At 40.0% G+C, this 23,809-nt stretch carries 18 protein-coding genes, 3 tRNA genes and 1 pseudogene; 19 read left to right on the top strand and 3 right to left on the bottom strand.

The genetic code is table 11. The features are described from left to right. Window positions 1–36: 36 nt before the first annotated feature. On the bottom strand, window positions 37–684 hold the full coding sequence (plsY, locus tag ANG_RS05710; RefSeq protein ID WP_003036697.1) for a glycerol-3-phosphate 1-O-acyltransferase PlsY: 648 nt from the start codon (window positions 682–684) through the stop codon (window positions 37–39). 182 nt (window positions 685–866) lie between these two features. Here plsY and parE point away from each other — a divergent pair, with 182 nt between their 5' ends. The 13 genes from parE (at window position 867) to ANG_RS05645 (ending at window position 12,831) form a co-directional block, all read left to right on the top strand. Continuing rightward, window positions 867–2,810 carry a DNA topoisomerase IV subunit B gene (gene parE / locus ANG_RS05705; protein ID WP_020999614.1) on the top strand — a complete coding sequence of 648 codons (1,944 nt, stop codon included), beginning with the start codon at window positions 867–869 and terminating at the stop codon, window positions 2,808–2,810. Window positions 2,811–2,829: 19 nt separating this feature from the next. Further along, entirely contained in the window at window positions 2,830–3,831 is a 1,002-nt protein-coding gene (locus tag ANG_RS05700) for a DNA cytosine methyltransferase (protein WP_003036647.1), read from the top strand. Next, window positions 3,828–4,658 (top strand): Eco47II family restriction endonuclease, encoded by an 831-nt coding sequence (locus ANG_RS05695; protein WP_003036660.1) that lies wholly within the window; start codon window positions 3,828–3,830, stop codon window positions 4,656–4,658. Before ANG_RS05700 ends, ANG_RS05695 begins: the two co-directional genes overlap by 4 nt. Before the next feature lie 203 nt (window positions 4,659–4,861). Continuing rightward, window positions 4,862–5,596: a DUF6261 family protein gene (locus ANG_RS05690; RefSeq protein ID WP_003036754.1), complete on the top strand. Its 735-nt coding sequence runs from the start codon at window positions 4,862–4,864 to the stop codon at window positions 5,594–5,596. Between the two features lie 19 nt (window positions 5,597–5,615). Then, window positions 5,616–6,437, top strand: a complete 822-nt coding sequence (locus ANG_RS05685) for an aminoglycoside 6-adenylyltransferase (protein WP_003036775.1) — start codon at window positions 5,616–5,618, stop codon at window positions 6,435–6,437. A 212-nt stretch (window positions 6,438–6,649) separates the two neighbouring features. Further along, window positions 6,650–9,106, top strand: a complete 2,457-nt coding sequence (gene parC, locus ANG_RS05680; protein WP_020999613.1) for a DNA topoisomerase IV subunit A — start codon at window positions 6,650–6,652, stop codon at window positions 9,104–9,106. Between the two features lie 121 nt (window positions 9,107–9,227). Then, on the top strand, window positions 9,228–10,265 hold the full coding sequence (locus tag ANG_RS05675) for a branched-chain amino acid aminotransferase (RefSeq protein ID WP_080671905.1): 1,038 nt from the start codon (window positions 9,228–9,230) through the stop codon (window positions 10,263–10,265). Window positions 10,266–10,368: 103 nt separating this feature from the next. Next, window positions 10,369–10,599 carry a DUF2969 domain-containing protein gene (locus ANG_RS05670; protein ID WP_003036652.1) on the top strand — a complete coding sequence of 77 codons (231 nt, stop codon included), beginning with the start codon at window positions 10,369–10,371 and terminating at the stop codon, window positions 10,597–10,599. 52 nt (window positions 10,600–10,651) lie between these two features. After that, window positions 10,652–10,732: transfer RNA gene (locus ANG_RS05665), tRNA-Tyr, on the top strand. 40 nt (window positions 10,733–10,772) lie between these two features. Continuing rightward, a tRNA-Gln gene (locus ANG_RS05660) sits at window positions 10,773–10,844 on the top strand. Between the two features lie 162 nt (window positions 10,845–11,006). Then, window positions 11,007–12,206, top strand: coding sequence for a 30S ribosomal protein S1 (rpsA, locus tag ANG_RS05655; RefSeq protein ID WP_003036730.1), 1,200 nt, complete (start codon window positions 11,007–11,009; stop codon window positions 12,204–12,206). 82 nt (window positions 12,207–12,288) lie between these two features. Continuing rightward, window positions 12,289–12,360 (top strand) — tRNA-Arg (locus ANG_RS05650). 66 nt (window positions 12,361–12,426) lie between these two features. After that, a complete protein-coding gene (locus tag ANG_RS05645) occupies window positions 12,427–12,831 on the top strand; it encodes an NUDIX hydrolase (RefSeq protein WP_003036752.1) in 405 nt (134 codons plus the stop codon). A 144-nt stretch (window positions 12,832–12,975) separates the two neighbouring features. Here ANG_RS05645 and ANG_RS05640 read toward each other — a convergent pair whose 3' ends face one another. Beyond that, window positions 12,976–13,959, bottom strand: coding sequence for an L-lactate dehydrogenase (locus tag ANG_RS05640; protein WP_003024429.1), 984 nt, complete (start codon window positions 13,957–13,959; stop codon window positions 12,976–12,978). 198 nt (window positions 13,960–14,157) lie between these two features. On the opposite strand from ANG_RS05640, the gene gyrA reads away from it, so the two are divergent. Both gyrA and ANG_RS05630 read left to right on the top strand, forming a co-directional pair. Further along, entirely contained in the window at window positions 14,158–16,605 is a 2,448-nt protein-coding gene (gene gyrA / locus ANG_RS05635; protein ID WP_003036858.1) for a DNA gyrase subunit A, read from the top strand. Window positions 16,606–16,625: 20 nt separating this feature from the next. Next, a complete protein-coding gene (locus ANG_RS05630) occupies window positions 16,626–17,369 on the top strand; it encodes a class A sortase (RefSeq protein ID WP_003036757.1) in 744 nt (247 codons plus the stop codon). A 203-nt stretch (window positions 17,370–17,572) separates the two neighbouring features. Here the strand turns inward: ANG_RS05630 and ANG_RS05625 are convergent, their stop codons facing one another. After that, on the bottom strand, window positions 17,573–18,889 hold the full coding sequence (locus ANG_RS05625; protein ID WP_003036866.1) for an FAD-containing oxidoreductase: 1,317 nt from the start codon (window positions 18,887–18,889) through the stop codon (window positions 17,573–17,575). Window positions 18,890–19,239: 350 nt separating this feature from the next. Between ANG_RS05625 and fadE the strand changes: the two genes are divergently transcribed. The 4 genes and pseudogenes from fadE to ANG_RS05605 all read left to right on the top strand — a co-directional run bounded on the left by fadE (window position 19,240) and on the right by ANG_RS05605 (window position 23,726). Beyond that, window positions 19,240–20,448, top strand: a complete 1,209-nt coding sequence (gene fadE, locus ANG_RS05620) for an acyl-CoA dehydrogenase FadE (protein ID WP_003029666.1) — start codon at window positions 19,240–19,242, stop codon at window positions 20,446–20,448. Window positions 20,449–20,544: 96 nt separating this feature from the next. After that, window positions 20,545–21,392: pseudogene (locus ANG_RS05615) on the top strand (3-hydroxybutyryl-CoA dehydrogenase). 15 nt (window positions 21,393–21,407) lie between these two features. Further along, window positions 21,408–22,586 (top strand): acetyl-CoA C-acetyltransferase, encoded by a 1,179-nt coding sequence (locus ANG_RS05610; RefSeq protein WP_003036837.1) that lies wholly within the window; start codon window positions 21,408–21,410, stop codon window positions 22,584–22,586. A gap of 204 nt (window positions 22,587–22,790) precedes the next feature. Next, window positions 22,791–23,726: an IS30 family transposase gene (locus tag ANG_RS05605; protein ID WP_020999450.1), complete on the top strand. Its 936-nt coding sequence runs from the start codon at window positions 22,791–22,793 to the stop codon at window positions 23,724–23,726. Window positions 23,727–23,809: the final 83 nt, after the last annotated feature.

The raw sequence follows: 23,809 nt of genomic DNA, 5'->3' as shown, positions 1-23,809 counted from the left end.
ATAAAAGGAAGCTAAGATTTTTTATCCTAGCTTCTTTTATTTCTGTTTAGGTTGTTGTTTTGTGATATTCAATCCGAAGGGAATGAGGTTTTCTTGTTTCATCCGAATTCGCTGGATATTATCTTTGTGTCGGACGATAATGATGAGCGCTAATGCGAGTACAATTACGGTAAAGAGTACATCATAACGTGGTAAAAGAAAGCCAAATAGTGGGAAAATTAAGACTCCCAGAATAGCGGAGGCAGCAGCTGTCACACTTGAAAAGGAAATCATACTAGTCAGATACAAGCAGCTGAAAAAGATGACAGCTAAATAAGTGAAGAAAGTCGGTGAGAAGCCCAGAATGACACCTGCACTGGTTGCCACGGCTTTACCGCCTTTAAATTCAGCAAAAATGGGGAAGGTATGCCCAAGAACGGCTAAAAGTCCAAAAACGAGAGGAGAAATACCGTTGATATGAAGGAAAAATGGCAGTAAAGTCGCAAATGTTCCTTTAAAAAAGTCGAAAATAAAGGTGATCATGCCTGCTTTTTTTCCAAGGACACGAAAGGTATTGGTCGTTCCTGTATTTCCGCTACCATATTCGCGGAGATTTTTCTTGTAAAATACTTGTCCAATCCAAAGCCCAGCAGGGATTGAACCAATCAAATAAGCTACTATCAATGTAAAAACTATCTTTATCATGTTTTTATTATACCATGAATTTTGATTTTGATAGTTGAACGACCAGAAATATTTTATAAAATTTGTCTAGGCTGAAAAAATAGCGGTGAGAAGCAGAAAGAATACACTATTTTCTAAAAATCTTTGCAAAATTCACTAAAAACTTGTAAGATAGAAAGGATGAATGATTCAGGAGGTTCCTTGTGGCAAAAAAGGAAATCAATATTAACAATTACAATGATGATGCCATTCAAGTATTAGAAGGATTGGACGCGGTTCGTAAACGTCCTGGTATGTATATTGGATCAACAGATGCAACTGGGCTTCACCATTTGGTCTGGGAAATTGTGGACAATGCAGTTGACGAGGCTCTGTCTGGCTTTGGTGATAAGATTGACGTGACCATTCATAAAGACGGGAGTTTGACTGTGGCAGACCACGGTCGGGGAATGCCGGTTGGTATGCACGCTATGGGAATCCCGACAGTAGAAGTTATCTTTACGGTGCTCCACGCCGGAGGTAAATTCGGTCAGGGTGGTTACAAGACCTCTGGGGGGCTGCACGGTGTGGGTTCTTCTGTGGTCAATGCGCTGTCTAGCTGGCTGGAAGTTGAAATCACACGTGACGGAACGGTTTATCGGCAACGATTTGAGCAAGGTGGAAAACCTGTTACCAGTCTGGAAAAGATTGGCAAGGCTCCCAAGTCAAAAACGGGCACAAAAGTGACCTTTATGCCTGACGACACCATTTTTTCAACGACAGATTTCAAATACAATACCATTTCGGAGCGGCTCAATGAATCAGCCTTTCTTTTGAAAAATGTTCACCTTTCTCTGACAGATGAGCGAACTGGCGCGTCTGTTGATTTTCATTATGAAAATGGGGTGCAAGACTTTGTCAGCTACTTGAACGAGGACAAGGAAACTTTGACACCAGTTCTTTATTTTGAAGGAGAAGAGGGCGGTTTTCAAGTAGAAGTGGCTCTCCAGTACAATGACGGTTACTCAGACAATATCCTATCGTTTGTAAATAACGTCCGCACCAAGGACGGCGGAACGCACGAGACGGGGCTTAAATCAGCTATTACCAAGGTCATGAATGACTATGCAAGAAAGACTGGTTTGCTGAAAGAAAAGGACAAAAATCTGGAAGGCTCTGACTACCGTGAGGGCTTAGCGGCTGTTCTTTCTATCTTAGTGCCAGAAGAGCATTTGCAATTTGAAGGGCAGACCAAGGACAAGCTGGGCAGTCCGCTTGCTCGTCCTGCGGTGGATTCGATTGTGTCAGACAAGTTGACTTTCTTCCTCTTGGAAAATGGAGAATTGGCATCTAATCTCATCCGCAAGGCGATTAAGGCGAGAGATGCGCGCGAGGCAGCCCGCAAGGCGAGAGATGAAAGCCGAAGTGGCAAGAAGAACAAGAAAGACAAGGGGCTTTTATCTGGAAAACTAACGCCAGCTCAATCTAAAAATCCAGCCAAAAACGAACTCTATCTGGTCGAAGGAGATTCAGCGGGTGGCTCTGCCAAGCAAGGACGCGACCGCAAGTTTCAGGCGATTCTGCCTCTGCGCGGTAAGGTTATCAATACCGCCAAAGCTAAAATGGCAGACATTCTCAAAAACGAAGAAATCAACACTATGATTTACACCATTGGTGCAGGTGTCGGATCGGACTTCTCCCTAGAAGATGCCAACTACGACAAGATTATCATCATGACCGATGCGGATACGGACGGTGCCCATATCCAGGCGCTCTTGCTGACCTTCTTTTACCGCTACATGCGCCCACTCGTAGAAGCGGGGCATGTCTATATCGCCCTGCCTCCGCTCTATAAAATGTCCAAAGGCAAAGGCAAGAACGAGGTTGTCGAGTATGCTTGGACGGACGGCGAGCTAGAAGACCTGCGTAAGAAATTTGGCAAAGGTGCCATGCTGCAGCGTTACAAAGGGCTTGGAGAAATGAACGCCGACCAGCTCTGGGAAACCACCATGAACCCTGAAAACCGCACCCTCATTCGCGTTACCATTGACGACTTGGCTCGTGCCGAGCGCCGCGTCAATGTCCTCATGGGCGACAAAGTCCCACCCCGCCGTAAATGGATTGAAGATAATGTTAAGTTTACGCTAGAGGAGAGTGGAGTGTTTTGATAATGAGAGGATATGTTTAATGAAAGTTATTGAATTGTTTGCAGGTGCTGGAGGTTTGGCATTAGGAATAGAAAAAGCTGGCTTTGAATCAATTGGATTGATTGAACTTGATAAAGCCGCTTCCGATACTTTGAAGTATAATAGACCTAATTGGAATGTTTTACATGAAGATATTGAAAAAATTTCACCGTTAAATTTAGAAGATTTATTTAATATTAAAAAAGGAGAACTAGATTTACTTAGTGGCGGTGCCCCATGCCAGTCGTTTTCTTATGCAGGAAATCGATTGGGCTTAGAAGATGCTCGAGGCACTTTGTTTTATCATTACGCAGTATTTTTGGATAAATTACAACCAAAAATGTTTCTATTTGAAAATGTAAGAGGACTAGTAACTCATGACAAAGGAAAAACATTTAGAACTATTATGGAGATATTTGAAGCAGAAGGTTATACTGTTCAGTGGAAAGTATTAAATGCTTGGGATTATGGAGTTGCTCAAAAACGTGAGAGAATGATTATGGTTGGGATAAGAAATGATTTAATTGATAAAATCTCTTTTGACTATCCAGCTCCACATGATTACAAGCCTGTATTGAGAGATATTTTGTTAGACTGTCCACCAAGTATTGGGGTGCAATATTCAGATTATAAGAAAAAGATTTTTGAGTTGGTTCCCCCTGGTGGATATTGGAGAGATATTCCTGAGGATATTGCAAAAAAATATATGAAGTCTACTTGGGATATGGGCGGCGGAAGAACTGGTATTTTACGTCGGATGAGCTTGGATGAGCCGTCTTTAACAGTCTTAACTTCTCCGACTCAAAAACAGACTGAACGTTGTCATCCACTAGAAGCTCGACCATTTACGGTTAGGGAAAACGCACGAATTCAAAGTTTTCCTGATGACTGGAAATTTCAAGGTAGTATTGGAAATCAATATAAACAAGTGGGAAATGCAGTTCCTGTAAATCTTGCCTATGAAGTAGGCATGCAAATAAAAGAAAGTTTAGAAATGTTATGACTTGGAAATTAGATTTTATTAGTGAAGAAGATTTTTATAATCATGTTCAGGCAACCATTGAAAAATATGGGGAAAAATTAAAGTCCTTTGACTTAAAGCGATTCAATAAAAATATTATTGATCCAATTAAATTAATCTTTGATAAAACTGTTTATCATAATTCATGGGATGAAATTATAAAAAGCGAAATTTTTCGTCAGCGTGATAAATCAAATAATAATGATATTGGCTATTTTCATCAAAGAATTTTTCAGTATATAAACAATTGCTCTGTACCAGATAATGGTCATGAAGGTGGATGGGATGTTATTTATGAAAATCCAAATGGTATTGTTTTACCAGAGAACTCCAAGGTTAGCAAAATTTATGTTGAAATGAAAAATAAACACAATACAATGAATTCGGCATCATCTGGTAAAACATTTATCAAAATGCAGAATCAACTGTTGCAAGATGATAATTGTGCTTGTTTTTTAGTTGAAGCTATTGCTAAGAAATCTCAAAATATTAAGTGGGAGCCTAAAGTTGATGGCAAGAAAATGGGGCATAAGTTAATTAGACGAGTAAGCCTTGACCAGTTTTATGCTTTAGTAACGGGTCAAGATGATGCCTTTTATCAATTGTGTATGGTTTTACCAGAAGTAATAGAAAATGTTGTTTCTAAACTTGGAAGTTCTACTGTACCTAGAGACATCGTATTTGAAGAAATTATTCTAAATGCCGAAAAAGAGGATCTTGAGTCTAAAGATTTAGCAATTTCTATGGCTATTTATATGCTAGGTTTTTCTACTTATTTAGGATTTGAAAAAAGTGGAAAACAGCAATAATTCCAACATATTATTTCCCCACAAGAAATCACCTTCCTTACCCCTAAAACAAGAAATTTCACATGAAGAATTTCTTTTCTAACAGTAAAAAACCAAATCACACATGTGTGATTTGAATTTTTGGAGCAAAAGACGAACATTTACATGTGTTCTGAGCAATTTTAAAGCAAAAAACTAAAAAACACACGAAGAAAGAGGAGTTTATGACAAAAGAATATGGAGTTATTAGTTTAACGGTACGCAATTTGGAGAACAATGAATTTTCCCAGCTCATGACCGAGTCGAAAGAGGCGATTGCTGCTTTTAACAAGGCGCACAAGGTTGAAAGTATTTATACGAGCAAGCTGGAAGAGATGAGCCAGCATTTGGCTAAGTTTCAGGAGGGGCTTCATCAGACGAAAGCTAGTCGTTTGGTGACCAGTTTGGACCAAGCCGACCGCGAGCGAGACGATGCTTTGGGGACGCTGACTGCTTTGGTGCGGGCATTTTCACGGGTCAAGGAGACTGCGACCAAAGAAGCCTACGACACCTTGACGGGCTTGCTGAAAAATTACGCAGGGATTGCGGCTGCCAACTATGAAAAAGAGACAGAGGGCATCAACCACCTGCTCCAAGAGTTGAAGAAATCAACCTATCAAACAGCACTAGCAAAACTGCACTTGGAAGCTCATGTGGAAAGCTTGGTGACTGCGCAAAAGCGGTTTGAAGAAGCCTATAAGGAGCGCTTGACCGAGTTAAAAGGCAAAGTGCCTAGCCAAAGCAAGCAACTTCGCATTCAGCTACAAGAAATTTACGATTTCTTGCTGGATTTCACCGCTATCATGACCTATGCCTACCCAGAAAGAAGCCACTATGCAGATCTTCGCGACCACCTCAATACCATTCGCAGCCGCTACAAAAAACGCAAAGTGGTTAAGAAAGTGAAAGAAGCGATCTAGCAAAAAGGTAGGTACTGCCATGAGAACTGAAAGAGAAATGTTGGATTTGATTTTACGAACTGCAAAAGTCATACAAGCGGATTCAGTCGCTCTATCTGGCTCGCGGACAAATCCGAATGCTCCCAAGGATGAGTTTCAAGACTATGATGTGGTTTACATTGTAGATGATTTGGCAGCTTGGGTAACCGACCTTGCTTGGTTAGAAGCGTTTGGCAAGCGCATCATCGAGCAGCATAATATACTTGACCATCGCCGCCTCTATCTCATGCTCTTTGAAGATGGCAATCGGATAGATCTGACCCTTTGCCCCAAGGAGCATATCAAAGAATGGGTGGATAGCGAAGCAGATTTCACGGTGCTGGATGACCCCCAGGGACTCTTTCAGCCCTATACACCTAGTTCCAAACGTTATTGGACAAAACCAGCGAGTGCAGATGATTTTGCAAAATCGTGCAATGAATTCTGGTGGGTTTCAGCCTATGTTGTCAAGGGGATTCAGCGTCAGCAATTTGTGTATGCGGTGGATCATCTCTATGGTATCTGTCAGAAAGAATTGCTGAAGTTATTGGCTTGGCAAGTGGCAGAAGAAAAGGGAGTGATTGATGTCGGCAAAAACTACAAGTATCTGTTTCAGTATTTGCCCGCTGAGAAGGAAGAAGAATTTGCCACTTTGCTTGATTTTTCTGATAAAGAAAGCCTCATCCAGTCTTTACTGTCTACGCAGCAATTTTTTCACAAAGAAGCTCAGGTTTTCTCTCTCAAGACTGGTTTTCCTTATGATAAAGAAACTGCAGAAAAAATGATTCAGTACACTAAAGAAAAACTGAATCTAAGAAAGTGATAATCCACTTTGCTCATTCATAAGAGATGCCTCTTACATCAGGAAGCATTAAAAAAGAAAAATACAGAAAGGATAGTTTGGTTGTATAGCAACTGAACATGGGACTAAGACTTAGAAAAAAAGATAAATCGATTGGAGTTCATCGAACCCTGCATCGATTTCCTATTTTTCTACAGAAATTTTCGGCAAGCCGAAACGTCCCTTTGTATCTTATGAGTAACATTCAAAACATGTCCTTAGAGGACATCATGGGAGAGCGTTTTGGGCGCTACTCCAAATACATCATTCAAGAGCGGGCTTTACCCGATATTCGTGACGGACTCAAGCCCGTGCAGCGTCGGATTCTTTATTCGATGAACAAAGACGGCAACACCTTTGACAAGGGCTACCGCAAGTCGGCCAAGTCTGTCGGAAATATCATGGGGAATTTCCACCCGCATGGTGACAGCTCCATTTACGACGCCATGGTGCGCATGTCTCAGGACTGGAAGAACCGTGAAATTTTAGTGGAAATGCACGGAAATAACGGTTCTATGGACGGCGATCCGCCAGCCGCTATGCGGTACACCGAAGCTCGTTTGTCTGAGATTGCGGGCTACTTGCTCCAAGACATCGAAAAGGACACTGTGCCTTTTGCTTGGAACTTTGACGATACGGAAAAAGAACCGACCGTATTGCCTGCTGCCTTTCCAAATCTTTTGGTAAATGGGGCGACGGGGATTTCTGCTGGGTATGCGACGGACATTCCGCCTCACAATCTGGCTGAAGTCATCGATGCGGTGGTTTATATGATTGACCACCCCAAATCCAAGGTTGACAAACTCATGGAGTTTCTGCCAGGGCCTGACTTCCCAACGGGAGCCATTGTGCAAGGGCGTGATGAGATTAAGAAAGCCTATGAGACTGGAAAGGGGCGCGTTGTCGTGCGTTCTCGGACGGAGATTGAAAAGCTCAAGGGTGGCAAAGAGCAGATTGTTGTCACTGAAATTCCTTATGACATTAACAAAGCTGTTCTGGTCAAGAAGATTGATGATGTTCGGGTCAATAATAAGGTAGCTGGTATTGCGGAAGTACGGGATGAGTCTGACCGTGACGGGCTTCGTATTGCCATTGAGCTGAAAAAGGATGCCAATACCGAGCTGATTTTGAATTATCTCTTTAAATATACGGATTTGCAGGTCAATTACAATTTTAACATGGTGGCGATTGATCATTTTACACCGCGTTTGGTAGGGATTGTGCCGATTCTGACTAGTTACATCGCCCACCGAAAAGAGATTATTCTGGCGCGTAGTCGTTTTGACAAAGCGAAAGCAGAGAAGCGCCTGCATATCGTGGAAGGCTTGATTCGAGTAATTTCTATCTTGGATGAAGTGATTGCGCTCATTCGTGCATCGGAAAATAAATCGGATGCTAAGGAAAACCTCAAAGTCAGCTATGATTTCACCGAGGAGCAGGCAGAGGCTATCGTCACTCTCCAACTTTATCGTTTGACCAATACAGACGTGGTAATTCTGGAGGAAGAGCAGGCGGAATTACGCGAAAAAATTGCCATGCTTTCTGCCATTATCGGCGAGGAGCGGACCATGTACAATCTGATGAAGCGCGAACTCCGCGAGGTCAAAAAGAAATTTGGCAATCCTCGTCTTAGTGAATTGCAAGATACGGCTAATGCCATTGAAATTGATACGGCTAGTCTGATTGTAGAAGAAGAAACTTTTGTCAGCGTCACTCGTGGTGGCTACCTCAAACGCACCAGTCCACGTTCTTTCAATTCATCAACGGTTGACGAGGTCGGCAAGCGCGAGGACGACCGTCTGATTTTTGTCAGCTCGGCGAAAACCACTCAGCACCTTTTGATTTTTACCAATCTTGGAAATGTCATCTATCGACCGGTACATGAATTGGCAGACATTCGCTGGAAAGAAATCGGGGAACACCTCAGCCAGACCATTACCAATTTTGAGACGAATGAAGAAGTACTTTATACAGAATTAGTTGATAATTTTGACGAAGGAACTTATTTTGCGGTAACAAAACTAGGACAAATCAAGCGAGTAGAGCGAAAAGAATTCAGTCCTTGGCGCACCTATAAGTCCAAGTCTGTTAAATTTGCTAAATTAAAAAATGAAGACGACCAAATTATCACACTTTCTCCAATCAAGCTAGATGATGTTATGCTAGTGACCAAGAACGGTTATGCCTTGCGGTTTAATATTGAAGAAGTGCCAGTTGTGGGTGCTAAAGCAGCAGGTGTCAAAGCTATCAATCTCAAAAAAGATGATGTCTTAGCAGCGGCTTTTATTGCCAATACTGATTCACTTTATATCTTGACCCAGCGCGGAGCGCTCAAGCGAATGGCAGTTGCAGATATTCCTGTGACGAGCCGAGCAAATCGTGGTTTGCAAGTGTTGCGCGAGCTGAAGTCCAAGCCACATCGTATTTTCCAAGCAGGTCCTGTCTTTGGAGAGCAACCTGCAGAACTAGACCTCTTTAGTTCAGATCATCCAACAGCAGAAGAAGAGCAGATTCTTTCTATTGTTTCTAACAAAGGAACGACTTACCAAGTGAATCTTGCTAACCTCGGTTTGTCTGAAAGAACCAGCAACGGTAGCTTTATCTCTGATACTATTTCTGATGAAGAAGTGTTCTCTGCGAATATTAAATAATTGAAAATCAGTCCAAGCGGCTGATTTTTTGTTCAGGTATAAACTGAAATTAAAAAATTTTCAGAATTTTGCAAAAAACAATTGAAAATATCTAAAAATAGTGTAAAATAAAAATCATAAAATTAAAAAGGAGAATGTTATGTCAGTAAATCTTGATTGGGAAAATCTTGGCTTTTCCTATATGAAATTGCCTTATCGTTATCTTGCTTATTATAAAAATGGTCAGTGGGAAAAAGGAGGATTGACTGAAGATGCAACTCTGCACATGTCTGAATCTTCTCCTTGTCTTCATTATGGGCAACAAGCTTTTGAGGGAATGAAAGCCTATCGCACGAAAGACGGAAGTGTACAACTATTTCGTCCAGATCAAAATGCAAAACGTCTGCAACGCACCTCAGACCGTCTCTTGATGCCGCAAGTTCCGACTGATATGTTTGTAGATGCTGTGAAGCAAGTGGTTCGTGCAAATGAAGAATACGTTCCGCCGTACGGAACGGGAGGAACCCTTTATATTCGTCCGCTATTGCTAGGTGTTGGTGACATCATCGGTGTTAAACCAGCAGATGAATACATTTTCACCGTATTTGCCATGCCGGTTGGAAATTACTTTAAAGGGGGCTTGACTCCAACAAACTTTATCGTTTCTGACAAGTATGACCGTGCTGCTCCTTATGGAACAGGTGCTGCTAAAGTCGGCGGTAACTACGCAGCAAGCTTGCTTCCAGGACAAATGGCGCATGAAAAGAAATTTTCTGATGTCATTTATCTAGACCCTGCCACTCATACGAAGATTGAAGAAGTGGGATCTGCAAACTTCTTTGGAATTACCAAAGACAACGAATTTGTAACGCCGTACAGCCCATCTATCCTTCCTTCTATCACAAAATATTCTCTTCTATACCTAGCAGAACATCGTTTGGGCTTGAAAGCTATCGAAGGAGATGTACCAATTGATGATTTGGATCGTTTTGCTGAAGCAGGGGCTTGCGGTACAGCAGCGGTCATCTCTCCAATTGGTGGTATTCAGCATGGTGAAGATTTCCATGTCTTTTACAGTGAAACAGAAGTTGGACCTGTGACTCGAAAACTTTATAATGAATTAACCGGTATTCAATTTGGTGATGTTGAAGCACCAGAAGGTTGGATTGTAAAAGTTTAAAAATTTTTGAAGCTATCTCTCGATTGAGGTAGCTTTTATTTTCACGTAGCACTTGCTAGTTTTCCTATTTTTTTGTAAAATAGAGACTTGAAAGAGGTATATGATGAGTAAAAAAGATAAAAAGATTGAAATCCAATTGGCAGATAGCCAAGTCAAAGTAGGAACTGACCAGTACGAAGGTTATGTTCTATCAATTGGAAAAAAAGTCATTGGTCAAATTGCTGAGTTAGACGGGCAATTTGCTATCATAAAAAATGAAAATGTTGATAGTTTTTATAAAAAACTTGAAAATGCCGTGGAAAAATTGATTGAAACCTATAATTTGAGTAAATAAATGCTTGTATTTTCTTTTCATCAATGGTATAATGAATACTGTTGATTATACAGGAGAGGTAGCGAAGAGGCTAAACGCGGCGGACTGTAAATCCGCTCCTTCGGGTTCGGGGGTTCGAATCCCTCCCTCTCCATGAGCGTACTTAGTTTTTAATGGTATGACCACGTTCTTTTTGGGGTATAGCCAAGCGGTAAGGCAAGGGACTTTGACTCCCTCATGCGTTGGTTCGAATCCAGCTACCCCAGTTCTTAGGTAATATATCAGATAAATGGTAAAATATCTTAGGGTATTTTATTTCTTTATAGGGTGAGAAACGTTAAAGATAGTTCAATGTCATTGCGGTGCTTAGGAAAAATATTATAAGTATGTCAAGCGAGAAATGCTTGATTGTTGGAGGATTTTTTTAGATGAATGAATTTGAAGATTTGCTAAATAGTGTTAGCCAAGTCGAGCCAGGCGATGTCGTTACTGCTGAAGTATTGACTGTTGATGCGAACCAAGCTAATGTTGCAATCGCTGGAACTGGTGTAGAAGGTGTGTTGACCCTTCGTGAATTGACAAATGATCGTGAAGCTGACATTAACGATCTTGTAAAACCAGGTGAAACACTTGAATTGCTTGTTCTTCGTCAAGTAGTTGGTAAAGATACTGATACAGTTACTTACCTTGTATCTAAAAAACGTTTAGAAGCTCGCAAGGCATGGGACAAGTTGGTTGGACGTGAAGAAGAAGTTGTTACTGTAAAAGGTACTCGTGCTGTTAAAGGCGGTCTTTCAGTAGAATTTGAAGGACTTTGTGGATTTATCCCTGCTTCAATGCTAGATACTCGTTTCGTTCGTAACACTGAACGTTTTGTTGGCCAAGAATTTGAAGCAAAAATTAAAGAAGTGGATCCAAAAGAAAATCGTTTCATTCTTTCACGCCGTGAAGTAGTAGAAGAAAAAGCTGCAGCAGCACGTGCTGAAGTATTTAGCAAATTAGCTGTTGGTGACATCGTGACTGGTAAAGTTGCACGTATCACAAGCTTTGGTGCTTTTATTGACCTTGGTGGTGTTGACGGACTTGTTCACTTAACTGAATTGTCACACGAACGCAACGTTTCACCAAAATCTGTTGTATCAGTTGGCGATGAAATTGAAGTAAAAGTTCTTGATTTGAACGAAGAAGAAGGACGCGTATCACTTTCTCTTAAAGCTACAACACCTGGACCATGGGACGGTGTTGAACAAAAATTAGCTGCTGGTGATGTGATTGAAGGTACAGTTAAACGTTTGACAGATTTCGGTGCTTTTGTTGAAGTATTGCCAGGTATTGACGGACTTGTCCATATTTCACAAATTTCACACAAGCGCGTTGAAAATCCAAAAGATGTGCTTAAAGTTGGTCAAGAAGTAACCGTAAAAGTTCTTGATGTAAATGCTGATGCAGAACGCGTATCACTTTCTATCAAAGCTCTTGAAGAACGTCCGGCTCAAGAAGACAGCCAAAAAGAAAAACGTCAATCACGTCCTCGTCGTCAAAAACGCCAAGAAAAACGTGACTTTGAACTTCCAGAAACTCAAACTGGATTCTCAATGGCTGACTTGTTTGGTGACATTGAATTATAAGCAAAATAAAGGGATTGGAATTATGTTTTCAGTCCTTTTTTACTTGTTATTTTTTCATTTTTTGTGTATACTATAATAGTTGCCACCCTTAGTGTAATGGATATCACGTAAGATTCCGGTTCTTGAGATGGGGGTTCGATTCCCTCAGGGTGGATAATTGTTATCTGCTTATAAATCTTGTTATATGCAAGATTTTTTATTTTTACAAGGGAGATTACCAATGCCTGTGAAATTGATTGCTCATGCTCTAATTGAAAAAGATGGAAAATATCTGCTCATCAAACGAAGTAAAATAAAACGTGGTTTGCCAAATATGTACCCAGAATATTGGGACATTCCAGGAGGTAGCGTGGAAGAAGACGAATTACCACGAGAAGGAGCTGTGCGTGAAACAATGGAAGAAGTTAATCAAAAGATACAATTAAGTTCGATTCTTCATGAGGATAGCTGTTATGATGATACAAAGGGCATCGTTTTTACGCGTCTAGTGTACAAGGCAAAATTGCTGGAATATAGAGAGGTTAAACTTGATTTGGAAGAGCACACAGCGTTTCGCTGGATTCGGGCGCTGCCAGATATGAAGGATGAAAAGATTGTTCCTTATTTAAAAGATATATTGAAATAAATTGATAAATATGTTTGATAAAGTAAGATTATATAAAATAAATGGGTACGATAAAGCTGATTTGCACGGCATTATGACTTTATCGTATCCATTTTAGATATGAAAAAACTCCTTGATAAAACAAGGAGTAAGAAAGGAAATTCTTTAGTTTTTAGCTGCTGAAGCAAATTCTTCTTTGGAGAAGGCATCATTGATGATGTCTTTTAATTGTTTAGCAGAAGCTTGCATTTTTTGTTTTTCAGCGTCATTCAACGGGATATTTACTGGACGTACGATACCATGTGCGCCAACAATAGCTGGTTGTCCAATGTAGCAATCTGTAACGCCAGGATATTGACCTTCTTGGAATACTGAAAGTGGAAGAACTGAATTTTCGTCATCAAGGATAGCTTTTGTGATACGAGCTAAGGCAACTGCGATACCATAGAAAGTTGCACCTTTTTTATTGATGATTGAGTATGCAGCATCACGGACACCTTCAAACAAGTCAACTAATTCAGCAGCATTGAAGTTTTCTACGTCTTGAAGATAATTTTCAAGGTTGACACCTGCAACGTTGGCATGTGACCAAACAGCGAATTCTGAATCACCATGTTCTCCCATGATGTAAGCATGGACAGAGCGAGCATCTACATCTAATTTTTCAGCAAGTGCTTGACGGAAACGTGCTGAGTCAAGAGAAGTACCTGAACCAATGACACGTTCTTTAGGGAATCCAGAGAATTTCCAAGTTGAATAAGTCAAAATGTCAACTGGGTTAGCAGCTACAAGGAAGATACCGTTGAATCCTGAAGCAACAATTTTAGTAACAACATCTTTGTTGATACGAAGGTTTTTTTCAACCAATTGAAGACGAGTTTCACCTGGTTTTTGTGGTGCACCAGCAGTCAAAACGACAAGATCTGCATCGTGTGCATCAGCATATTCTGCTGAATAAATTTTCTTAGGTGAAGTGAAAGCCAAGGCATGGCTAAGGTCTTCAGCATCCCCTTCTGTTTTTTCTTTGAAAATATCAACAATACCAAGTTCTTGGGCGATTCCTTGGTTTACAAGAGCAAATGCGTAAGAAGAACCTACAGCACCGTCACCAACAAGGATGACTTTTTTATGTTGTTTAGTAAGAGTCATTTTGCTAAACATCTCCTTTATTTTATTGGGGAACATTTTCCCTTTACACATCCATTCTATCACTTTTGTAACATTTTGTCACGAATATAATACATATCATCTTATGTAAACGTTTTTATAATAAGAGGTGTTTACTGAAAAAAATCCCAATTTATGTTATAATGATATGGTCATATAAATGAAGAGAGGCATTTTTTAATGCAGGATAATAATTTAGTAAATGTGAATTTAACAAGCGAAATGAAGACGAGTTTCATCGATTATGCCATGAGTGTCATTGTTGCTCGTGCTCTTCCAGATGTTCGAGACGGCTTAAAGCCTGTTCACCGTAGAATATTGTATGGAATGAATGAGCTGGGGGTAACTCCTGACAAACCACATAAGAAATCTGCTCGTATCACGGGTGATGTCATGGGTAAATACCATCCACATGGAGACTCTTCTATCTATGAAGCAATGGTGCGGATGGCGCAATGGTGGTCTTGCCGTCACATGTTAGTAGATGGTCACGGAAACTTTGGTTCTATGGACGGAGACGGTCCTGCGGCACAACGGTATACAGAAGCTCGGATGAGCAAAATATCGCTTGAAATGTTACGCGATATCAACAAAAATACAGTTGATTTTGCAGATAACTATGATAGCAGTGAGCGTGAGCCATTAGTTTTACCGTCACGTTTTCCTAATTTGCTGGTCAATGGGGCGACAGGTATTGCTGTGGGAATGGCAACAAACATTCCTCCTCACAATCTTAGTGAGACCATTGATGCTGTAAAATTAGTCATGGACAATCCAGATGTAACAACACATGACCTTATGGAAGTGTTGCCTGGTCCAGACTTCCCGACAGGCGCTTTGGTTATGGGGAAATCAGGCATTCATCGCGCTTATGAAACTGGGAAAGGTTCCATTGTTCTACGTGCTCGGACGGAAATCGAAGAAACAAAATCTGGTCGTGAACGAATTGTGGTTACTGAATTTCCGTATATGGTCAATAAAACCAAAGTTCACGAACATATTGTGCGGTTAGTCCAAGAAAAGCGTATTGACGGAATTACAGCGGTTCGTGACGAATCTAACCGTGAAGGGGTTCGTTTTATCATTGAAGTGAAGCGGGATGCAAGTGCGCATGTTATCTTGAACAATTTATTCAAATTAACGCAAATGCAGACGAATTTTAGCTTCAATATGCTGGCGATTCAAAATGGAGTGCCAAAGATTTTGTCTTTACGCGAGATTTTGCTTGCTTATATTGAACACCAAAAAGAAGTGGTTACACGCCGGACAGTTTTTGATAAGGAAAAGGCGGAAGCTCGTGCACATATTTTAGCTGGTTTGCTGATTGCACTAGATCACATTGATGAAGTGATTCGCATCATCCGAAACAGCGAGACAGATGCAGAAGCGCAAGCAGAGTTGATGGCACGCTATGAATTATCCGAACGTCAAAGTCAGGCGATTCTGGATATGCGTCTTCGCCGTTTAACGGGATTGGAACGGGATAAGATTCAATCTGAATATGACGACTTGATGAAATTGATAGCAGATTTAGCAGATATTTTAGCTAAACCAGAACGAGTTGTTGCGATTATCAAGGAAGAATTAGAAGAGATTAAACGTAAGTTTTCTGACGAACGTCGTACAGAACTAATGGTTGGTGAAGTACTGGCTCTGGAAGATGAAGATCTCATCGAGGAAGCAGATGTTTTGATTACACTTTCCAATAAGGGTTACATCAAACGGTTGAACCAAGATGAATTCACTGCGCAAAGACGTGGTGGTCGTGGTATTCAAGGAACAGGTGTAAAGGATGACGATTTTGTCCGTGAATTAGTTTCTACCAGCACACATGATCGCTTACTCTTCTTTACCAATAAAGGTCGCGTTTATCGTTTGAAAGGCTATGAAATTCCTGAATACGGTCGTACAGCGAAAGGTTTGCCGATTGTTAATTTATTGAAATTGGACGAAGGCGAAACAATCCAAACGATTATCAACGTTCAAGCCGAGCATGATAATAATTCCTACCTTTTCTTTACAACGCGCTATGGTGTTGTGAAACGGACAAGCGTAACAGAGTTTGCTAATATTCGTCAAAACGGTCTGAAAGCTCTGAATTTAAAAGATGAGGATGAACTCATCAATGTCTTTTTGACAAATGGTCAAGCAGATATCATTATTGGAACAAAAATGGGTTATGCTGTACGTTTTAATGAAAACCAAGTCCGAAATATGGGACGGGCTGCAACCGGCGTGCGCGGAGTGAATTTGCGTGCGGGTGACCATGTTGTAGGAGCAAGTGTCATTTCGAATGATCAAGAAGTGTTAGTCATCACTGAAAAAGGATATGGCAAGCGTACTTTAGCTAGTGAATACGCTACGAAAGGACGTGGCGGAAAAGGGATGAAAACAGCTAATATTACTGAGAAAAATGGTCCATTAGCAGGTTTGATGGCTGTGAATGGTGATGAAGATTTGATGATTATCACAAATACAGGGGTCATTATTCGGACAAATGTTGCCAATATTTCTCAAACAGGACGTGCAACTTTGGGTGTTAAAGTAATGCGACTAGATAAGGGAGCGCAGATTGTCACTTTTACAAGCGTTGCAGCGGATAGCGAAAAAGAAGAGGATGAAGAATAAATTAGATAAAAGGAAATGTTATGTCATCAACAAGAAAAAAACATAATAAAAGAAAAAATATTCTGATTAACATTATTGCGACATTGTTAATCATTGTTGCACTTGCACTTATTTTCAACTCTTCTATTCGAAATATGATCATGGTTTGGCATACCAATCGGTATCAAGTGAGCAATGTCTCCAAAGATAAAATCAATCGAAACAAAAAAGCCAAAACCAGCTTTAATTTCGATAAAGTTAAATCGCTGTCTACCGAAGATGTGATTAACGCGCAATGGAAAGCACAGCAATTACCAGTTATTGGTGGAATTGCTATTCCTGAACTTTCGATGAATTTGCCGATTTTCAAGGGCTTAGACAATGTGGGTCTTTATTATGGCGCAGGCACGATGAAAGAAACGCAGCAAATGGGGAAAGGGAATTACGCATTGGCTAGCCACCATGTATTTGGGATTACAGGTGCAAGCAATATGCTCTTTTCTCCTTTAGATCGTGCTAAAGCCGGAATGAAAATTTATCTGACAGATAAGGAAAAAATTTATACTTACTCCATTACTTCAGTTGAGAATGTAGCACCTGATAGAGTAGATGTGATTAATGACCGCGAAGGTGTCAATGAAGTGACTTTGGTGACTTGTGAAGATGCTGCGGCTACATCACGAACGATTGTTAAAGGAATGCTGGAAGGAGAAACTTCTTATAAAGACGCACCAAAAGAAATTCTAAATGCATTTAGTAAAACGTATAATCAAATGCAGCTATAATAAAAACGAGGTGGGGACGATAATATCCCAGCCTCGTTTTTATGATGGAAATAAATAGTCACGCGATACTTGAGCAAGCTTTGCAAGAGTGAGAGAACGGGCTAAAAATTTTTAGTTTTCAGCCCTATCCCACTTTTGTTTTTTTGTCGAATGAAATCAAAATGGTTTATGACAATATTTTTGTCAAAGTGCAGAAGTCGTGACTAAATCGCAAATAAATCATTAAGATTTTCAGCTAGAGTTGGATGAGTAAAGATTTGTTTTGTGAAATAAGTATAAGGAATCTTATTGTCCATAGCTACAGTTAGAATGTTAATGATTTCTTGAGCACCTTGTGAGAAGATAGTAGCGCCAAGAATTTCTTTAGTTTCTGTGTTTACAACTGCTTTAAACGTCCCTCTAAGATCCGCATTGACATGTCCGCGTGGCATGGTTGCAACTGGAATTTCTTTGGTTGCATAAGGCAGGCCTTGTTCTTTAGCTTGAGCTTCTGTCAAACCAATTTGTGCCAGTGGAGGAGTGATGAACATAGTAGTTGGTACATGTTTGCGATTTTCAAGTGTGTAGGAGCCATCACCAGATAAGTAATTGAAAACGACACGAAAATCATCTAGCGAAACATAAGTAAATTGTAGTCCACCGTTGACATCACCAACAGCAAAAACGCCAGGAACAGTTGTTTGGCAATGCTTATCTACTTGGATAGCACCGCGGTCTGTAACTTGGATGTCTGTATTTTCAAGTTTTAATGGTTCAATATTTGGTTTACGACCGGTAGCATAAAGCAAAGCGTCAAAGCGAAATGTTTCGTTTTTAGCAATGACAAGCACCTCTTCACCATCATTTTTCACTTCTTGAGTGTAAATATTTTGAAGAATTTCAATACCGTCTTCCGTCATATATTGTTTAGCCAAAGTGGCAATTGAGGGCTCTACACGTGGCAAAAAAGTATCAGCAGCGTCAAGGACAGTAACCTTGCTTCCTAGCTTATTGAAAAGTCCGGCAAATTCAAGACCGATATTTCCACCACCGAGAATACCAAGACGCTTAGGTAATGTAGCAAGATTTTGAATGCCTGTTGAATCATAAACATTTTTTGCTGTAGTAAGTCCTGAAATTGGTAAAACATTTGAGACAGCGCCCGTATTTATGACGATATTTTCAGCTGTTAGCTCTTGCTTTTCGTCGCCTGCTACAATCTCAATTATTTTGTTAGACAGAAAATGAGCTTCTGCATCAATAATATCTACTCCAACACTACTAATGGCTGCATAATTTTTCCCATTAAGTCGGCTAATAACTGCGTTTTTCTCAGCCATTACTTCTTCAAATGATAGTCCTTTTTCTGCGGCGACTAATAAGGTTTTGGTTGGAATACAAGCGATATTGATACAAGTACCACCGTACATAGCTTTGCTGCGTTCAATTAAAGCAACCTTTTTTCCTTGGGTTGCCATTTTTGCTGCTAATGTTTTGCCAGCTTTACCAAAACCAATAACAATTAAATCGTATGTTAACATGATTTTTCCTCCGTTTTTATAAGCATTGTAACATATTCATTTTGCAAATGCTTGCATTTTGCTCTGGAGGATTGGGGAAAAGAATTTCTTTGAAATTAGAGAAAATATTTTTAGAAATTCAATTATTTTTACAAATAAATTTTTAGATTTTGCAAAAATTTTATTTGTAAAATCTTGTCTTTATCCTTTGAAAAGTCAGTAAAATCAATATGTATAATAGAAACTTATGGGACGATTAATTTTTCTTAAGTAGACACAAGATCATATCTGATATAAAATGTAAGCGTCAACAAATACTGAGTCTTGAAATGAAAGCGCTCTTATAACTTTATTATAAAGGAGTCCATACTATGGCAACTAAAGAAGAAATTTTACGTGAATTATATCCTGAAGATCTTTTTCACTATGCAGACGGTTTGACACTAGGAGAAGCAGAAGTCTTACAAGAAACTCGTCGTTTGATTGAAAAACATCTTCGTCCTGTGATCAATGAACATTGGGAAAAACCTGATTTTCCATTTGAACAATTTTACGCAGTTGCCAAAGGCGCGCAAATTATGAACAATCCTAAATTGTTTGAGGGACGTGAAGGCAGCTACAAACCATCAGAACTTTATATCGCATTCCTTTACTTGGAATTGGCTCGCTTTGATACATCAATGGCTACATTCTATACTGTGCATGGTGGACTTTGCTATAACACAATTTTACTCGGTGGTGATGAACGCCAACAAAAAGAATTTCTTCCTAAATTAGCAGCATTTGATTGGCAAGGATGTTTTGCTTTGACAGAACCACTTTCTGGTTCAGACATTGCAGGTGGGCTTGCAACAACTGCTGAACGTGTAGGAGACAAGTGGATTATTAACGGTGAAAAACGTTGGATTGGTGGTTCAGATACAGCTGATGTTATTCCAGTGTTTGCTCGTGACGTTGCAGATGGCAAAATTAAATGCTTTATCGTTCGCAAAGGAGCTCCTGGTTACGATGTAGAAGTTATTCAACATAAAATTGCACTTCGTTGTGTTCGAAATGGTCATATCACAATGACAAATGTTGAAGTTCCAGACTCAGATCGTTTGGTAAACATCAATGGTTTTGAAGATGTAGCTCGTATTCTTACATTTACTCGTGCTGATGTTGCTCATATCGCTATGGGAATAACTTGTGGTTCATTTGTTGCAGCATTAAAATATACTACAAACCGTCAACAATTTAAACGTCCAGTTGCTAAATTCCAAATCATTCAAGAAAAATTGGCTAGAATGCAAGCGAACGCTGTGGCAGCTATTGCTTACTCAGTTCGTCTTGCTGAAATGCAAGAAGCTGGCAATGAATTAATGTTAAATTCTGCCCTTGCTAAAATGCATAATTCACTCGTTATGCGCGAAACTGTTGCCCTTGCTCGTGAAGTAGGCGGAGGGGATGGAATTACTCTTGAAACCGATGTTGCACGTTTCTTTGCAGACGCTGAGGCTGTTTACACTTATGAAGGTTCTCATGAAGTCAACGCTTTGATTGTTGGTCGTGAAATTACTGGCTTAGGTGCATTTGTATAATGACAAAGCAGGAACGGTTGAAGAGTATTCATCATTCAATCGTTCCTATTCTTTCATTTTAAACTTTATAATGTTAATATTAGATAGGAGAGAAAATTGAATATTTCAAAAGTGATGATCATTGGATCAGGTCAGATGGGAAGCGGTATTGCACAAGTCTTTGCCCAATCAGGCTTTACGGTGTATTTGAATGATATTAAAGACGAATTTGTTGAAAGAGGGATTGGAAATATCACCAAGCAATTAACACGCTCTGTTGAGAAAGGTCGTCTGTCAGAAGCTGATAAAAACAGTGTTTTGAGTAAGGTGATTCCCTCAACCTCATACGAAGATGCAAAAAATGTTCAGTTAGTTATTGAAGCAGCTACTGAAAACCGAGACATTAAGTTGAGTATTTTTAAACAATTAGATGAATTAACAACACCAGAAACAATTTTAGCGTCCAATACATCATCTTTGTCAATCACTGACATTGCAGCAGCAACAGTGCATCAAGAACGAGTTATTGGTATGTATTTCTTTAATCCTACTCCTGTCATGAAATTGGTCGAAGTAATCAAAGCACTTCAAACATCAGAAGAAGTAGTCAAAACTGTTCGCGAATTGACTGAAAAAATCGGTAAAACAGCAGTTGATGTTAGAGATTCTTATGGTTTTGTTGTAAATCGAGTGTTGATTCCGATGATTAATGAAGCGATTTTCATTCTTGGAGAAGGAGTAGCATCAGCTGAAGAAATTGATGAAGCGATGAAGCTAGGAGCTAATCATCCGATTGGTCCTTTGGCTTTAGCAGATTTAATTGGTTTGGATGTTTGCTTGGCTATTATGGGAGTGTTGAATAATGGATTTGGTGATCCGAAATATCGTCCTGCTCCATTGTTGAAAAAATGGTTGAAGCTAATAAACTTGGTCGTAAAACCAAGGAAGGTTTCTTTAAATACTAAGGTAAGGAGCAAGAAATGAAAGAAGCAGTTATTGTATCAGCAGTTCGTACACCATTAGGTTCTTTTGGTGGAAGTTTGAAAAATATTTCAGCTGTTGATTTGGGAAGTTTGGTTATCAAAAGCGCGCTGGAACGAGCAAATTTGAAGGCTGAACAAGTTGATGAAGTGATTATGGGAAATGTTTTAGGGGCAGGACTTGGTCAGAATGTGGCACGCCAAATGAGTGTCAATGCAGGTATCCCTGTATCTTCTCCAGCATTCACAGTCAATAAAGTATGTGGTTCAGGGCTTAAAACTGTTCAGTTGGCTGCACAAGCTATCCTTTGTGGAGATGCTGATATCATCGTAGCGGGTGGTGCAGAAAATATGAGCCAAGCACCATATGTGCTGCAAAATCAACGTTGGGGCTCTCGTATGGGAGACTCTAAAGTTGTTGATACTATGTTGCGCGACGGTCTGACTGACGCCTTTAATGATTTCCACATGGGAATCACAGCTGAAAATGTTGCTGCACAGTATGATATTTCTCGTGAAGTCCAAGATGCTTTTGCTGTTCAGTCACAACAACGTGCTGTGGCAGCTATTGAAGCTGGACGTTTCAAAGAAGAAATCGTTCCAGTGATTATTCCACAGAGAAAATGTGAGCCAATTGTTTTTGATACGGATGAATTTCCAAGAAAAGATGCCTCACTAGAAGGTTTGGCTAAATTACGCCCTGTCTTTAAAGAAGGCGGAACGGTCACAGCTGGTAATGCTTCTGGTATCAACGATGGAGCGGCAGCAGTTGTTGTCATGAGTTCAGAAAAAGCGAAAGAGCTAGGCATTCCTGTTTTAGCAACCATAAAATCCTATGCAAGTGCAGGATTAGATCCGAAAATCATGGGTTGCGGACCAATTTATGCTTCTCGTAAAGCACTTGAAAAGGGTGGCTTTACAACTGAAGATCTCGATTTGATTGAATCCAATGAAGCATTTGCATCGCAAGCATGTGCTGTTGGTAAGGAGTTAAATCTTGATCCGGAAAAAGTAAACGTAAACGGTGGTGCCATTGCACTTGGTCATCCAATTGGAGCATCAGGCTGCCGTATTCTGGTTACTTTGTTGCATGAAATGGAAAAACGCGATGCTAAACGTGGTCTTGCAACTCTTTGTATCGGAGGAGGAATGGGCACAGCAGTTATTGTAGAACGTTAAAAATAATTACCTACTAAATTTAATTTACCATTTGATTTTTTACTCTGTAAAACAAATTCTATCTAAGACGTTTATCTTAAATGATTCTTAGTAGAATTTTTTTTATTTTGATAAATTGTAAAATATAGTGCAACAAAAAAACTCATAGCGTTTCATTGGTGTAAACTGTAAGTAACCACACAAACAGAATCCCGAGGAAAAACTATGAGCTACTTCCATCTTACCATAACCGACCGAATAAAGATAGAAACCTACTTGGAATTAGGTTTGAAACCTTGCCAAATTGCAAGTAAACTTGGCGTCCATAAGTCTACCATTTCAAGAGAGTTAAGACGATGCCAAAATGGTTACTCCGCAGCCCTAGCACAGGAACAGTATGACCACAGGGCTAAGCAAAAAGGTCGGAAGTCTCGTTTGACACCAACGTTGAAAAAGGAAATTGAGGACGGTTTAAAATCCTCCTGGTCGCCTGAACAGATTTGTGGCCGCTATCAGCTTGAACAAAGGCCGATGGTAGCTTTTAAAACAATCTATAACTGGCTCTATGCTGGTTTGATTGCTCTGGATTTGAGTGTCCTTCGTCGTAAAGGAAAAACTCGACAACCTAAAGAAACACGTGGAAGATTTAGGATTGGCACATCGATTGCCAAACGTCCTAAAGAGGTCAGGAATCGTGAGACCTTTGGTCACTGGGAGCTCGATACTGTGGTGTCTTCCAGAGGCAAAAGCAAGGGCTGTTTAGCGACCTTTCTGGAGCGAAAAACGCGCTTTTACTTAGCTTTCAAGATACCAGACAGAACAGCCAAATCCATGTTTTCAGCCATCGAACAACTTTATAAGCTATTTCCAAAAGAGGCTCTTAAAACCTTCACTTCAGATAGGGGAAAAGAGTTTGCCTGCTATCCTCTGGTAGAGAATTTAGGAATTTCCTTTTTCTTTGCGGACGCCTATTCATCCTGGCAGAGAGGAAGCAATGAAAACGCCAATGGCTTACTAAGAGAATATTTTCCAAAGAAAACAGATTTAGCCGCTATCTCTGATGAGGCTTTGAACAAGGCCTTATATGATATCAATCACCGACCACGAAAATGTTTAGCTTACAGAACTGCTTGTGAAGCTCTAGTGGATGAGTACGAGTAAATGTTGCACTTATTCTTGCAATTTATCTTTTGAAAATCAAAAAGTCTTAGTATTTTTTATAACTCTATAAGTTTAACTTATAG

Origin of the sequence: Streptococcus anginosus subsp. whileyi MAS624, assembly GCF_000478925.1 — a bacterium.
In the GTDB taxonomy this organism is placed as follows: Bacteria; Bacillota; Bacilli; order Lactobacillales; family Streptococcaceae; genus Streptococcus; species Streptococcus whileyi.
Note: the sequence above shows the minus strand (reverse complement) of the source record. Positions and strands in the feature narration are given on the sequence as shown.